A 14,202-nucleotide genomic window follows, 5' to 3' on the forward strand; every position below is an offset into this window, starting at 1 on the left:
CACAGTTACTCAGTGTAAAAAAGCCACAACGAGAACAAAATTCGCCTAAAACCCAATTAAATGTGATTTGAGTCACATTTAATTGATGCGCGTTTATTTTTAAATTGTGATGGTGATCACAATCTATTTTTCAGTGGCTACCGAATCCTGGCTTGAAGAAGGTCTTCCCTGTGAGCATTCATCCCGTCGGGAAATAGCGGTGCGATGAATGAAAGAAAACTACATGTCGGAAATAGATGATTAATTGAAGTGTAGTACAGATGCGTGGTGCAAGAAGTGAGCAAGCCGTTGGAAAGTCAGAAGGGAATGGCAGAAGCCGGACTGTCGGCTTCTGCGTTTGGAGATTACTGAGTAACGCTGGAGACGATTTTCTGTGCGTTAAGTAAATCCTGCTGCTTGGCCACCAGATTCGACATCATGGTGTTGTACTGCGTTGCCTGCTGGGAAGTACGGAACTGCACGCCGTTATTATTAAAGGCCACCTGATTGCCCTGGGCACGCAGGAAATCCCCCACCTGAACCAGATCCTGAACGAAGCTGGCCGTGGTCGGAATCACCGGCATCAGCGCATTGGCCGGCCCGGTAACAATCTTGTCGTACGCCTGGTTATACACGGCTTTCAGATCGTCAGGTTGCTTCAGCGCTGTCCGGGCAGTATCCGCCTGCGACTTGGCTGACTGGATTTGCTGCCCCAGCAGGTTCAGCGCCCCAACGGACTGTTGCAGCGTATCGCGCTTGCTCATGTAGTCCTGTGCGGTGCGGATCTGGTTAATCTGATCCAACGCCGGCGTCAGGCTGGCATCCAGTGATTTGGACAGTTGCTGAGAAAAACCGACCAGGATGGCGTAATCACCGGCATAGTTGCCGAACTTCTGTTTCTGATCTTCGCTCAGCGTCGGGATTTTCGCGCCGCTGCGCATCACCGTGTTCTGGATGTAATCAATAAACGCCTTGCGTTGTTCCGGCTCTTTATCGCCGCAGGCAGTCAATTGCATGACCACCAACAATGCCAATACCGGGGCCAACCAACGCGCGAAAACTCTGCTCTTGATCCCTACCGCCATGTGACATAACTCCTGTTATAAACCTGCTTTTTCATCGGACTCCGTCCCTTTTGCTGCACTCCTTGCGCCTATAAGAATAGATCAACTGAATGCGATCCGATACGCGATTCACCTTTTGGTGGTTATTCTTGGGCGAAAGGCCAACATGCAAGACGCTATACGCGCTGGCAAGGGGCTACTGTACCGACTCAGGGGCATGATACACTTTTGTATCATTTATCACCGGGCCAAGCTGCGCATGTCATCCTATCAGCCACCGTTGACCATCAGCTCACGCATGCTGCATCTGGTAACCGATGTTGGCGATCGGCTTGCGCGTTTAAAAATGCAGGCTGAGCAAGAACATGCCTTACGGCTACGCCGCATCAACCGAATCCGTACCATTCAGGGCTCTTTGGCTATCGAAGGCAATACTTTAAGTGAAGAGCAGATCAACGCCATCATCGAAGGTAAACGTATCATTGCGCCACCTCGCGATATTCAGGAGGCGCTCAATGCCATTCGTTGCTATGGAAACTTGAACAACTGGCGTCCCATGCAGGAGGAGGATTTACTCGCTGCACACCGGCTGCTAATGGCTGGCCTATTGCCAGATGCCGGACATTATCGCCACGGCGGTGTCGGGGTGATGAACGGTGAAACCGTCATTCATATGGCGCCACCTGCGGAAAGGGTTTGCCCGTTAATTCGGCAACTGCTGCTCTGGTTAAAAGAGACCGACCTACCGCCGCTGATCGCAAGCTGTGTATTTCATTACGAATTTGAGTTTATCCACCCTTTCGCCGATGGTAACGGACGAATGGGCAGACTGTGGCAAACGCTGATCCTGTCACGTTGGGAGCCCTTGTTTGCCAACGTGCCGGTTGAAAGCCTGGTACATGACAATCAGTCCGGTTATTACCAGGCGCTGAACACCAGTAACCAACAGAGTGACTGCGCTCCCTTTGTCGAATTTATGCTGGGCATGATCTTGCGAGCGTTAGAACATAGCCTTACCCCCCAAGTCACCCCCCAAGTCACCCCCCAAGTCACCCCCCAAGTCGCCGAACTATTGGCGATACTTAAAGGCGAGATGTCACGCGAGGAAATTCAGCATGCGCTGCAACTGCAGGATCGAAAATCTTTCAGTGAGCGTTATTTACGTCCTGCGCTAAACGCGCGGCTAATTGAAATGACCCTGCCCGAAAAACCCAACAGTCGCCTGCAAAAATACCGACTAACCGCTCAAGGTGTTTCGCTGCACCGACGGCAATAAAAAAGGCGCCCTAAGGCGCCTTTTCACGACAGAACCGCTTATTGCAGTACGGAGATATCCGCGACCTGCAGGAACAGCTCACGCAGCTTGCTCAGCAACGTCAGACGGTTTACACGCACCGCTTCGTCATCGGCCATCACCATCACGTTGTCGAAGAACGCATCGACCGGCTCACGCAGCTCCGCCAATTCCACCAGCGCATCCTGGTAGCGGCCTTCAGCAAAGAAAGGCTCCAGCTTATCGCGCAGCACCACCAGGTGGGTCGCCAGTTGGATCTCAGCCGCCTCTTTCAACACCGAAGCGTGAACGCGATCGTTCAGCGTATCGGTAGATTTGGCCAGGATGTTGGAGACGCGCTTGTTGGCCGCCGCCAGCGTCGTAGCCGCTTCCAGCGTACGGAAGTGAGTGACCGCCTTAACGCGTGCGTCGAAGTCCGCAGGCTTGGTCGGACGACGTGCCAGCACCGCTTGAATGGTGTCGACGGCGTGACCTTCTTCCTGATACCAGGCGCGGAAACGGCCCAGCATGAATTCGACAACTTCGTCGACGACCTTGGCGTTGGTCAGCTTGCTGCCGTACAGGCGCACGGCCTCTTCGGTCAGGGTCTGCAGATCCAGCGGCAGGTTTTTCTCAACGATGATGCGCAGCACGCCCAGCGCGGCACGGCGCAGTGCAAACGGGTCTTTATCACCTTTCGGATGTTGCCCAATGCCGAAGATACCGGCCAGGGTGTCCATCTTGTCGGCGATCGCCAGCGAACAGGCCACCAGCGATTCCGGCAGCGCATCGCCGGCAAAACGCGGCTGATACTGCTCGTTCAGCGCAACGGCAACGTCTTCCGCTTCGCCGTCATGACGCGCATAGTGCATGCCCATCACGCCCTGAGTGTCGGTGAATTCGAAGACCATATTGGTCATCAGATCGCACTTCGACAGCAGGCCCGCGCGGGTGGCGTGGTTAACGTCGGCACCAATTTGGCCGGCAACCCAGCCCGCCAGCGCCTGGATGCGATCGGTCTTGTCGCGCAAGGTTCCCAGTTGCTGTTGGAACAGCACGGTTTCCAGACGCGGCAGATTGTCTTCCAGGCGTTTTTTACGGTCGGTATTGAAGAAGAACTCGGCATCGGCCAGACGCGGGCGCACCACCTTCTCGTTACCGGAGATGATTTGCTGCGGATCTTTGGATTCGATATTGGCCACGAAGATAAAGTTCGGCATCAGGTTGCCCGCGGCGTCATACACCGGGAAATACTTCTGATCGCCCTTCATGGTGTAGACCAGCGCTTCCGCCGGCACCGCCAGGAATTTCTCTTCGAATTTGGCCGTCAGCACCACCGGCCATTCCACCAGCGAGGCCACTTCTTCCAACAGGCTTTCGCTCAGATCGGCCTTGCCGCCAAGCTGCTGCGCTGCCAGCTCCGCATCGCGCTTGATCAGCGCCTTGCGGGTTTCATAATCGGCCACCACTTTACCGCGTTCCAGCAGGATCTGCGGATATTGGTCAGCGTTGTCGAGGGTGAGTTCGGCTTCACCCATAAAGCGGTGACCGCGAATAGTGCGGCCAGAATCGATGCCCAACACGGTGCCCGGGATCAGTTCTTCACCCAGCAACAGGGTCACAGTGTGTACCGGACGCACGAACTGCACGTCAGAATTGCCCCAACGCATCAGTTTCGGGATCGGCAGCTTGGCCAACGAATTGCTGACCATGCCCGCCAGCAGCGCTTGCGCAGGCTGGCCTTTAACATGGGCGCGATACAGCAGCCATTCACCTTTATCGGTCACCAGGCGTTCGGCCTGATCGACGGTGATGCCACAACCGCGTGCCCAACCTTCGGCCGCTTTGCTTGGCTTGCCTTCGGCGTCAAACGCCTGGGCAATGGCCGGGCCGCGCTTTTCGACTTCGCGATCGGCCTGCGCAGCGCGCAAGTCGGCCACTTTCAGCGCCAGACGGCGCGGTGCGGCAAACCAGCTCACTTCGCCATGTTCGAGATTGGCACTGTCGAGCTCGGCGGTAAAATTCGCGGCAAAGGATTCTGCCAGTGAACGAAGAGCCTTCGGCGGCAGCTCTTCCGTGCCGATTTCCACCAGGAAAGTCTGTTGAGTCATGGCTGCCTCTTAGTTCTCGTTCTTTTTGCACATTGGGAAGCCCAGCGCTTCGCGGGAAGCATAGTAGGCCTCGGCAACGGCTTTGGTCAGCGTGCGGATACGCAGAATATAACGCTGACGCTCGGTCACCGAGATCGCCTTGCGCGCATCCAGCAGGTTGAAGGTGTGGCCGGCCTTCAGAATACGTTCGTAAGCCGGCAGCGGCAGCGGTTTCTCCAGCGCCAGCAGCGATTGGGCTTCTTTCTCGTACTGCTCAAAGCAGGAGAACAGGAAGTCCACGTCGGCGTATTCGAAGTTATAAGTGGACTGCTCCACTTCGTTCTGGTGGAACACGTCGCCATAGGTGGTCACACCCAGCGGGCCGTTGCTCCACACCAGATCGTATACGCTGTCCACGCCCTGGATATACATCGCCAGACGTTCCAGACCGTAGGTGATCTCGCCGGTGACCGGTTTGCACTCCAGGCCGCCAACCTGCTGGAAGTAAGTGAACTGCGTCACTTCCATGCCGTTGAGCCAAACTTCCCAGCCCAGGCCCCAGGCGCCGAGCGTCGGGTTTTCCCAGTTATCTTCCACGAAGCGGATGTCGTGAATGGTCGGATCCAGACCCAGCTCTTTCAGCGAGCCCAGGTACAGTTCCTGAATGTTGTCCGGCGATGGCTTAATCACCACCTGGAACTGATAGTAGTGTTGCAAACGGTTCGGGTTTTCACCGTAGCGGCCGTCAGTCGGACGGCGGGACGGCTGCACGTAGGCGGTAGCCATTGGCTCCGGCCCCAGCGCGCGCAGGCACGTCATCGGGTGAGAGGTTCCCGCGCCGACTTCCATGTCCAGTGGTTGAACGATGGTGCAGCCTTGGCGCGCCCAATAGTCCTGCAGTGTCAGGATCAGGCCCTGAAAGGTCTTGGTATCAAACTTTTGCATGTTGAATTCGCACGCGATACAAGTGGATTTAAATGGGATGGGCCAGTATACCCGTTGACCGTAAGATATACAGCCAGAATCCCGCAACAAGTGTGAATCATCAAAGAAGCGCGGTCTTTTCGCGCACTAAAACGGGGCAAATGCCCCTCTGTAGCGCCGTCTCAGCGCCATAATCCCCCCAATTCCCCGGCCAGAAGGCGTCACTCAGGCTGGCACCAACCTTGCTAGCGTCCTGATATCCCCCTTTCAGGAGATTCGCTGATGACAACCGCCTTAACCGACAGCCGCTATCGTTACCGCATTTTCGCCATGGTGTTCTTCATTGCACTGATCAACTACGTCGATCGCGGCGCACTGTCCTTCGCCGCCAACGATATCTCCCATGAATTCAACTTCAACAAGGCGCAGCTGGGCGCCGTGCTGGGCTATTTTGGCTTTGGCTATTTGTTCGGTTCGCTGTGCGGCGGTTTTCTGGCCGACCGTATCGGCACCAAAAAAGTCTGGCTGATCGCCGGGGCGCTGTGGTCGCTGCTGGAAATTGCGACCGCCTGGGCTGGCGAACTGGGCGTGGCGCTGTTCGGCGGTTCCGCCATTATGGGGTTTGCCGCACTGCGGATCATGTTCGGCTTTGCCGAAGGTCCGGCCTACGCGCTGATGAATAAAACCATCGCCAACTGGGCGCCGCGCAAAGAGCGTGGCTTTTCGCTGGGTATCGGGTTGCTGAGCACCCAGGTGGGTTCGCTGCTGACCGCGCCGCTGGCCGTGGGGTTACTGCTATTGACCGATGACTGGCGCAGCATGTTCATGCTGCTGGGCCTGTTTTCGCTGATCGCCATTTTGCTGTTTGCCCGTTTCTTCACCGACACGCCGCAGGAGCATCCTGAAGTCAACGCCGCCGAATTGGCCATCATCAGCGCCGATCAGGAAGCCGATAACGCACAAGCACCTCTGCCATGGTGGGCGTTTTTCACCAACCGCACGCTGGTATTTAACGCGCTGGGTTACTTCTCATTCCTTTACGTCACCTTTGTATTGGTGACCTGGGGCCCCAAATACCTGCAGGATACTTTTAACTACGATCTGCATTCGCTGTGGTACGTGGCGATGATCCCGTGGAGCGGTGCCTGCTTCACCGTGCTGCTCGGCGGCCGCATCGCCGATGCGCTGTTGAAACGCTTTGGCAACCTGCGGCTGGCGCGCAACCTGTTTGCGGCAGTCACCTTGTTGCTGACCGCCACCTGCTTCGTCTTGATCCCCTTTATGAGCACGCCGACCGAAATCATTTTGTTGATGACGCTGGGCAATGCGCTGAATGCACTGGTCAATAACGTGTATTGGTCGGTGGTGATAGACGTCACGCCGAAAGCTTCGGTGGGGGCTTACAGCGGCATGACGCTGGCGATCGCCAATATTGCCTCGATCACCGCGCCGATGCTGAGTGGTTGGCTGGCACAGCATCACGGCTATGGCGCCATGTTCTTCGCCACCGCCGTGGTGTCTTTCTGCAGCATGCTGTGCATGACGCTACTACAACCGGAAAAAAAGATTATGGCAGATATCACGCTGCCCAACCGCCCAGGTATGCAGCAAACGGCCCCCTAAGCGATCGGGCATCGACACTCAAAAACGGGCGCTGACCCCGACGTTATACATAAACTGTTCGCCACTGCTCAGGCCGCCGGTCTGAGAAACGGTGGCGAACGCCGCCACCTGATCGGTCAACGGCATATTCGCCCCCAGCGTCACATCCACCCAGTTTTTATCCTGGCTGGCGCTGTCGCGAGTGAACGAAGTCTGCGTGGACTTCAGGCCACCGCCGGCACGGTAAACGTCATCACCAAACTGATGCTGATAGCTCACCTCGGCATAGGGATTAAACAGGCCGAACTTGCTGTCCAACCGCCAACCTAACGCACCGATCTGCGAATGGTAGGTCTGATCGTTAAAGCGCATGGCGGTGCTGTCATTGCCGTCTTCGCTGTAACCGGAAACGTTGCTGTAATCCCAGGCAAACTGTGCCATCGGTCCGGTGGTCAGGTAAGAGGTGACGGGGAAGTCGTAACCGGCGGTGATCCGCGCTCCCCATTGCTTGCCGTCGGTGCTGCCGGTTTCGGTACGGGTTAACGCCCCAAGCTGCATGCTGCGGCGAATATCATCGTAATTCATCGTCGCATAGTGCAAATCGGCATTCACCCAACCGTTTTCAAACAGATCAAGGGCGGTAAAGGCGGAAAATAACAGGCCACGCGCTTTGTAGTCGTAGCGGCTGGAGGGCTGTTGATCGTCATTGGAGCCGGAAATCAGCGCGCCGATCAGCCAGCCGTCGGTCAACTGGTAATCCACCCCTACCGTCAGATTATGAGTAGTGGCATTGCCGTCGCCCGCCGCCAGATTGGAAGAATAATCATAGTGTTGCCCGGCATAGCCTCCGAACACGCCCAGCGATCCTTGCGGGTTTTCGCCACTGCGCAGCTGTTGCAAACGGCTGTCGAGGGTAGCACGGCTGTCACGCGCCATGGCCGCCGTCGCCTGATTCAGCGCCACCACCTGCGCAGGACCGTCGAGCACCGCCTGAATGTAATCGGCAATCAACAGATGCGCCTGCGGGCTGGGGTGGAAATGGTCGGCGAACAGGTAGGCCTGGCTGCTATCAAAACCCGGCATGGTAGAACGGCACACCGCAGAGGAGACGCCCGGCGGACAGGCCATGCCTGCGGTATTGGTGAAGCCAAACTGCGCCGGGTTGGCAATCGCCTCGCCAAACAGTTTGTTCACGTCAACCCGGACGATGTTCCCGCCCCCCTGCGCCAGCAGGTGGTCTTCGCTTTGGTTATAGAAATCGGTCAGTTGTGCCGCCTGCGCGCTGAGGCTGTCATAAGCGGCTATCAGCTGTGCGGCAATCGCCTGCTGCACCTGGGGGATCGCGCTGCCCTGCGCCGCTGCCGCCGTCAGGGCCCGGTGGATAGCCTCGGTACGTGAAGCGTTATCCGGCGTGGCCAGCGAATTCAGGGTGGCGTAGGCCGCCTGAACCGCTGCGTTTTGCACCGGCGTCAACGCCTGCTCGATGATCAGCTCCATCAACTGCGGCGTGGAACCAATATTCGGCACCGTCGGCACGATCACCATACCGGCACCGGCATTCAGCAATGAATGAACCTGCGCGGCCGCCGCCGCTGCGCTGTTGTAGGCTACGCCCGGCGCGGTCGTCGGGTTTAATGCCGCCGCCGCCAGGTCGTTGCCGCCAATCCAGTGTATATACAGGCCATCGCCGTCAGCCCGTCCATTGACCTGACCGAGGTAGCTCTGCACCTGATCCTGCGTATTGTCCGCCGGGTTGAGCGCCGGCACCGCCACGCCCCCGCCGGCGGCGTAGTTATTGCCGCCATCGTCCGAAGCCACTAACGCCGCGCCGATGCGTTGCGCCAGTACTTCGTCGTATAGCAGATGTTTATTGCTGTCGTAGGTAAAGCGGCCATTGTTACCGGTATCGCTCAGACTGTCGCCGAAGACGTAGAGTTGGTCATAAGCCAGCACCGGGGTCGTCATACTGCATAATATCGCCACTGCAAGCACCGCCGGGCGGGGCAGACAGGTTATTTTAAGAGGCATGAATAGACTCCTGAGAGCCAGCAAATGAAGGAAAATACGTTTTTATCATTGGCCTTTTTACCTGCCGGCCATCTAGTAAATATTGCTGGCTTTTCCCCCACGTCAAGCCGACTGATGATAAAACAATCAGGGGCTTGCCAAGTTCACCACTTCAGGTAATGATTACTGTAAATAAACACAGCACAAGGACAGTCAGTATGGCCAATGAACGTTGCGGTTGGGTGACGGCGGATCCGTTATATCTCGAGTATCACGACAAGGAATGGGGCGCACCAACCACCGATGCGCGCGAGCTGTTTGAAATGCTATGCCTTGAAGGCCAGCAGGCCGGGCTGTCCTGGATCACCGTGCTGAAAAAGCGTGAGAATTACCGGCGCGCCTTCCACAATTTTGATCCGCAGCGCGTGGCCGCTATCGATGAACAAGAGATAGCCGCGCTGTTGCAAGACAGCGGCATTATCCGCCACCGGGGCAAAATTGAAGCCATCATCGCCAATGCCAAAGCCTATCTGGCCATGGAAGCGGCCGGGGAAGATTTTGTCACTTTCATCTGGTCATTTGTCGACGGCGAACCGCAGCTCAACAGTTGGCAGCAACTGAACCAGGTGCCGGCGAAAACCGAACGCTCGGACGCGATGTCCAAGGCACTGAAAAAACGCGGCTTCAAATTTATCGGCTCCACCACCTGCTACGCCTTTATGCAAGCCAGCGGGTTGGTGAACGATCATCTCACAGGATGCCTCTGCTACCCAAAGCCGCAGTGATCCGCCCCTGCCACCCGGCAGATATGGAGCGGTTAATGGCCTTGTGGTTGCCGAGCACCATTGCTGCGCACCCGTTCGTCAAGGAAAGCTACTGGCAAGAAAGCGCGACGCTGGTGCGGGAAAACTATCTGCCGCGAGCGCAAAGCTGGGCCTATTGGCATCAAGGGGAAATCGTCGGGTTTATCAGCGTGTTGGATCAACGCTTTATTGGCGCACTGTTCGTTGAACAGGCCTTTCACGGCCATGGCATAGGACAGGCGCTGATGGCGCACGTACAACAGCGCTATCCCCAGCTAAGCCTGGAGGTGTATGAGCAAAACCTGCGCGCCTGCGCGTTCTACCACAAGCTGGGGTTTCAGGTGACGCAGCGTCTGTTTAACGAAGAAACTCAGGCCTATACCTTAATCATGAACTGGCCGTCCGCAGTTTAAATCTTGTCACTTCCGGCTAAAAAAGGCGCATCCCGCACCGGGATGCGTTCAATTCAGAATCCGCTGCATGGTATTCCCTCGCTTTTTGCCGGATAACAGGCTCAAGCCCGTTATCCGCTTATATTTTGTCACGTTTTTTTCCGGAACTGCCGGAAAGTATCCGCGTCATAGTAGCGCCTCGGCACGTCTTGGCATGCCGACAACGGTTTTTTAGCGCCCCCAAATTGGATTGGCGCACCCAGATTCTGATGCCACAAAGGAAAAAAGATGAAAAAACGCATTGCGATTATTGCCGGCGCGGTGAGCGTGGCGCTCACGCTGTCAGCCTGTACCACCAACCCGTACACCGGGGAATCCGAAGCCGGTAAATCCGGTATTGGCGCAGGCCTGGGCGCCGCGCTGGGTGCCGGCGTTGGCGTGCTGTCCTCGTCGAAAAAAGACCGCGGCAAAGGCGCACTGATCGGCGCAGCGGCAGGTGCAGCATTGGGCGGTGGTGCCGGCTATTACATGGACGTGCAGGAAGCCAAGCTGCGCGACAAAATGAAAGGCACCGGCGTCAGCGTTACCCGTCAGGGCGACAATATCGTGCTGAACATGCCGAACAATGTCACCTTTGACAGCAGCAGCGCCACCCTGAAACCGGCGGGTGCCAACACCCTGACCGGCGTTGCCATGGTACTGAAGGAATACCCGAAAACGGCGGTTAACGTGGTCGGCTACACCGACAGCACCGGCTCCCGTTCACTGAACATGACCCTGTCGCAGCAACGTGCCGACGGCGTGGGCAGCGCGTTAATCACCCAGGGCGTGGCGGCTAACCGCATTCGCACCAGCGGGGCAGGCCCGGATAATCCGATCGCCTCCAACAGCACGGCAGAAGGCAAGGCGCAAAACCGTCGCGTCGAGATCACCCTCAGCCCGCTGCAATAATCCCGAGCGGGGCACAATGCCCCGCCATTTTTATCCTGTCGATCCTCTTCCCGTATCCCATTCAACATTCCCGGCTATACATTCTGTGTGATAGTCTCCTTGGCAATTAACCTCAGGGGAGATCGGTTGTGAGCAGTGTTAAGGCAATACGCGCCTCGGGGCGGGCCACCATCAGCGATGTGGCGAAAACCGCCAAGACCGGTAAAACCAGCGTATCGCGCTACTTGAATGGTGAGCAGCACCTGCTTTCTGACGATCTCAAACAGCGCATCGAGCAGGCTATCCTCCAGCTCGACTACCGTCCAAGCCAGATGGCGCGGAGCCTGAAAGGGGGACAGACGCGGCTGATTGGCCTGATCATCGCCGATATAACCAACCCCTATTCGGTGGACGTGATGCGCGGCATCGAAGCCGCCTGCCGTCAGCACGGCTTTACCCTGCTGGTGTGTAACACCAACAACGAAGTCAATCAGGAACAGCACTACCTGCAACTGCTCAGCAGCTACCGGGTAGAGGGCATTGTGGTCAACGCCGTCGGTATGCGCGAAGAGGCGTTATCGACGCTGCAACAATCCATGCTGCCGATGGTACTGATCGACCGAAAAATTCATGATTTCGCCTGCGATGTGGTGGGCCTCAACAACCACGAGGCCGCGACGACCGCCACGGAACACCTGCTGCAACAGGGTTTCGAAGCCATTTTGTTTCTCAGCGAGCCCATTGGCACGGTCAATACCCGCCTGGAGCGGCTGCACGCGTTTAACCAAACCATGGCGCAACATGCCGGTCTGTTGGCAGAACAGGCCGAAGTTCCGCTGAACGACGTCAAGCTGCTGGAAGGGGTGCTCGGCGACTTCAATACTCGCCATCGCGGCATGCGCAAAGCGGTGATTTCCGCCAACGGTGCCCTGACCCTGCAGGTAGCGCGCGCCATGCGTCGACTGGGTATCCAATGGGGCAGCGATATCGGCCTGCTGGGCTTTGACGAACTGGAATGGGCCGAACTGGCCGGCGTAGGCATCACCACGCTGAAACAGCCGACCTATCAGATGGGCCACGCCGCGCTAGAACAACTGGTGCAACGCATTCAGGGTCTGGATACCCCCATCAGCGAGCAGATGTTCCCCGGTGAACTGATCGTGCGCGGTTCCACCACCCGATAATCCCCCCTTCTTTCCCGCTCAGGGCGCGACATACGGCGCCCCAGCCACATCCTCCTCAGACTATTTTTTGCTCATGTTCGTGATTGCGATCATATTTTTACACTCTGTCGCTTTCGCCTGGAACCGGTACCATTTAACGTGTGGTTAACAGCAGCGGTGGGATAACGCCACCTCAGGAGCAAAAAATGACAAGAGAAATTATCGTGGTGACCGGTGCCTACGGCACCGATACCGTCCAACAGCTCGGCGGCCAGACCGCATTATTGCCGATCATTGCCGATGCCGGCGCCGACGGTGTAGAGATCCGCCGCGAACTGTTTTCTGCCCAGGAGCTGGAAAACCTGCCGGCACTGGCTCAGGCCATCGAACAACAGCAGCTGTTTGCCGTTTACTCTGCGCCTGAGGCTCTGTTCACTCCACAACATACGCTCAACCCGAACCTGCCGGCACTGCTGGCGGAAGCCCAAACGCTGAACGCGCGTCAGTTGAAACTCTCGCTTGGGCATTACCAGCCGGGCTTCGACTTTACCGAACTGAAAGTGGCACTGGAGCAACATCCGGTCAGCCTGGTGGTCGAGAACGATCAAACGCCTGACTGCGGGATTTTGTCGCTGCTCAACGCCTTTTTCCACGCCGCAGAAGATAACCGTCTGCCGGTCAGCATGACGTTCGACATGGCCAACTGGCACTGGGTGGGGCAAGACGCCTTCGCCGCCGCCGATCGCCTGGCCCGCCACGTCAGCTACGTTCACGTTAAAGCCGCAACGCATAGCCTGAAAGGCTGGCGTGCCGTGGCGCTGGATGACAGCGACGGTAAATGGCGCGATCTGCTGGCTTGCCTGCCGCTGGACGCACCACGCGGCATTGAATTCCCACTGCAAGGTGACAGTCTGGAAGACGTGACCCGCTACTACGTTAACCTTTTGCGCGCGGAGTAAACATCATGACAACGCTGACTACCGCGCATCGCGCGCAACTGGACGTCGTCACTCTGGGTGAAGCCATGGCGATGTTCGTGGCAACCCAAACCGGCGATCTGGCGGAAGTGGACAACTTCACCAAACGCATTGCCGGCGCCGAGCTGAACGTCGCAATCGGCCTGGCTCGCCTGGGGCTGAACGTCGGCTGGGTCAGCCGCGTCGGCAACGACACTTTCGGCCGCTTCACCCTGCAGCAGTTGAAAAAAGAAGGCATCAATGCCCAGCAAGTGACGGTGGATGCTAATTATCCGACCGGTTTTCAGATCAAATCTAAAACCTCCGATGGTACCGATCCCAGTGTGGAGTATTTCCGCAAAGGCTCGGCGGCCAGCCACCTGTCGGTCGACGACTTCAACCGCGATTACTTTGGTTCCGCACGCCACCTGCACCTGAGCGGCGTGGCGGCAGCGCTGTCCGGTCAATCGCTGGCGCTGTGCAACCACGCGGCGCGCGAGATGCGGGCGATGGGCAAAACCATTTCATTTGACCCCAATCTGCGCCCGGTGTTGTGGTCCAGCCAGCAGGTGATGATCGAGCAGTTGAACAAGCTGGCGTTTGCCGCCGATTGGGTGCTGCCGGGGCTGAAAGAAGGGCAAATTCTTACCGGCCAGTCGACACCGGAAGGGATTGCCGATTTTTATCTGGAGCGCGGCGTACAGGCGGTGATCATTAAAACCGGCCCGGACGGCGCCTGGTTTAAAACCGCAGCGGGCGATCAGGCGGCGGTAGCCGCAATCAAAGTCAGCAATGTGGTGGATACCGTAGGTGCAGGAGACGGCTTTGCCGTTGGGACCATCAGCGCCCTGCTGGAAGGCAAAACGCTGAAACAGGCGGTGCAACGCGGCAATAAAATCGGCTCGCTGGCCATTCAGGCCATCGGTGACAGCGAAGGGTTGCCGACCCGCGCGGCACTGGCTGAATAAATATAACAAAACAATATCAGTTAATAGCCTTCTCCGAACGGCTGATGTCTC

The 14,202-nt window shown here is 57.2% G+C and carries 12 protein-coding genes; 8 read left to right on the plus strand and 4 right to left on the minus strand.

Annotated features, from left to right (window positions below):
• Positions 1-344 precede the first annotated feature (344 nt).
• Positions 345-1,064, minus strand: coding sequence for a DUF3053 domain-containing protein (locus tag M2407_RS23365; protein WP_020824666.1), 720 nt, complete (start codon positions 1,062-1,064; stop codon positions 345-347).
• A gap of 277 nt (positions 1,065-1,341) precedes the next feature.
• On the opposite strand from M2407_RS23365, the gene M2407_RS23370 reads away from it, so the two are divergent.
• On the plus strand, positions 1,342-2,319 hold the full coding sequence (locus M2407_RS23370; RefSeq protein WP_259220031.1) for a Fic family protein: 978 nt from the start codon (positions 1,342-1,344) through the stop codon (positions 2,317-2,319).
• Between the two features lie 38 nt (positions 2,320-2,357).
• On the opposite strand, the gene glyS is transcribed toward M2407_RS23370, so the two are convergent.
• Together glyS and glyQ are read right to left on the minus strand one after the other, a co-directional pair.
• Entirely contained in the window at positions 2,358-4,427 is a 2,070-nt protein-coding gene (glyS, locus tag M2407_RS23375; RefSeq protein WP_020824664.1) for a glycine--tRNA ligase subunit beta, read from the minus strand.
• A 9-nt stretch (positions 4,428-4,436) separates the two neighbouring features.
• Positions 4,437-5,351, minus strand: a complete 915-nt coding sequence (glyQ, locus tag M2407_RS23380) for a glycine--tRNA ligase subunit alpha (protein WP_020824663.1) — start codon at positions 5,349-5,351, stop codon at positions 4,437-4,439.
• A 261-nt stretch (positions 5,352-5,612) separates the two neighbouring features.
• On the opposite strand from glyQ, the gene M2407_RS23385 reads away from it, so the two are divergent.
• Positions 5,613-6,953 carry an MFS transporter gene (locus tag M2407_RS23385; protein ID WP_116928090.1) on the plus strand — a complete coding sequence of 447 codons (1,341 nt, stop codon included), beginning with the start codon at positions 5,613-5,615 and terminating at the stop codon, positions 6,951-6,953.
• Positions 6,954-6,971: 18 nt separating this feature from the next.
• Here the strand turns inward: M2407_RS23385 and M2407_RS23390 are convergent, their stop codons facing one another.
• The gene (locus M2407_RS23390; protein WP_259220032.1) at positions 6,972-8,960 is read right to left on the minus strand and encodes an autotransporter outer membrane beta-barrel domain-containing protein; all 1,989 of its coding nucleotides are present in this window, start codon (positions 8,958-8,960) and stop codon (positions 6,972-6,974) included.
• A 197-nt stretch (positions 8,961-9,157) separates the two neighbouring features.
• On the opposite strand from M2407_RS23390, the gene M2407_RS23395 reads away from it, so the two are divergent.
• The 6 genes from M2407_RS23395 to M2407_RS23420 all read left to right on the plus strand — a co-directional run bounded on the left by M2407_RS23395 (position 9,158) and on the right by M2407_RS23420 (position 14,151).
• Positions 9,158-9,724, plus strand: a complete 567-nt coding sequence (locus M2407_RS23395) for a DNA-3-methyladenine glycosylase I (RefSeq protein ID WP_046374820.1) — start codon at positions 9,158-9,160, stop codon at positions 9,722-9,724.
• On the plus strand, positions 9,721-10,155 hold the full coding sequence (locus tag M2407_RS23400; protein ID WP_259220043.1) for an N-acetyltransferase: 435 nt from the start codon (positions 9,721-9,723) through the stop codon (positions 10,153-10,155). Before M2407_RS23395 ends, M2407_RS23400 begins: the two co-directional genes overlap by 4 nt.
• A gap of 267 nt (positions 10,156-10,422) precedes the next feature.
• Complete coding sequence (locus M2407_RS23405) at positions 10,423-11,085, plus strand: OmpA family lipoprotein (RefSeq protein WP_048759370.1); 663 nt, start codon at positions 10,423-10,425, stop codon at positions 11,083-11,085.
• A 128-nt stretch (positions 11,086-11,213) separates the two neighbouring features.
• Positions 11,214-12,248: a LacI family DNA-binding transcriptional regulator gene (locus M2407_RS23410; protein WP_020824657.1), complete on the plus strand. Its 1,035-nt coding sequence runs from the start codon at positions 11,214-11,216 to the stop codon at positions 12,246-12,248.
• A 185-nt stretch (positions 12,249-12,433) separates the two neighbouring features.
• Positions 12,434-13,186: a sugar phosphate isomerase/epimerase gene (locus M2407_RS23415; RefSeq protein ID WP_259220033.1), complete on the plus strand. Its 753-nt coding sequence runs from the start codon at positions 12,434-12,436 to the stop codon at positions 13,184-13,186.
• A gap of 5 nt (positions 13,187-13,191) precedes the next feature.
• Complete coding sequence (locus M2407_RS23420) at positions 13,192-14,151, plus strand: sugar kinase (protein ID WP_046374822.1); 960 nt, start codon at positions 13,192-13,194, stop codon at positions 14,149-14,151.
• The last annotated feature ends 51 nt before the right edge of the window (positions 14,152-14,202 follow it).

This window comes from Serratia sp. BIGb0234 (assembly GCF_024809915.1).
Lineage (GTDB): Bacteria > Pseudomonadota > Gammaproteobacteria > Enterobacterales > Enterobacteriaceae > Serratia > Serratia liquefaciens.

Bases quoted from the DNA above. Each gene is read 5' to 3' on its own strand.
- glyS (WP_020824664.1), bottom strand. From the start codon at position 4,427: ATGACTCAACAGACTTTCCTGGTGGAAATCGGCACGGAAGAGCTGCCG.
- M2407_RS23385 (WP_116928090.1), top strand. From the start codon at position 5,613: ATGACAACCGCCTTAACCGACAGCCGCTATCGTTACCGCATTTTCGCC.
- M2407_RS23370 (WP_259220031.1), top strand. From the start codon at position 1,342: ATGCTGCATCTGGTAACCGATGTTGGCGATCGGCTTGCGCGTTTAAAA.
- M2407_RS23420 (WP_046374822.1), top strand. From the start codon at position 13,192: ATGACAACGCTGACTACCGCGCATCGCGCGCAACTGGACGTCGTCACT.
- glyQ (WP_020824663.1), bottom strand. From the start codon at position 5,351: ATGCAAAAGTTTGATACCAAGACCTTTCAGGGCCTGATCCTGACACTG.
- M2407_RS23395 (WP_046374820.1), top strand. From the start codon at position 9,158: ATGGCCAATGAACGTTGCGGTTGGGTGACGGCGGATCCGTTATATCTC.
- M2407_RS23415 (WP_259220033.1), top strand. From the start codon at position 12,434: ATGACAAGAGAAATTATCGTGGTGACCGGTGCCTACGGCACCGATACC.
- M2407_RS23390 (WP_259220032.1), bottom strand. From the start codon at position 8,960: ATGCCTCTTAAAATAACCTGTCTGCCCCGCCCGGCGGTGCTTGCAGTG.
- M2407_RS23365 (WP_020824666.1), bottom strand. From the start codon at position 1,064: ATGGCGGTAGGGATCAAGAGCAGAGTTTTCGCGCGTTGGTTGGCCCCG.
- M2407_RS23405 (WP_048759370.1), top strand. From the start codon at position 10,423: ATGAAAAAACGCATTGCGATTATTGCCGGCGCGGTGAGCGTGGCGCTC.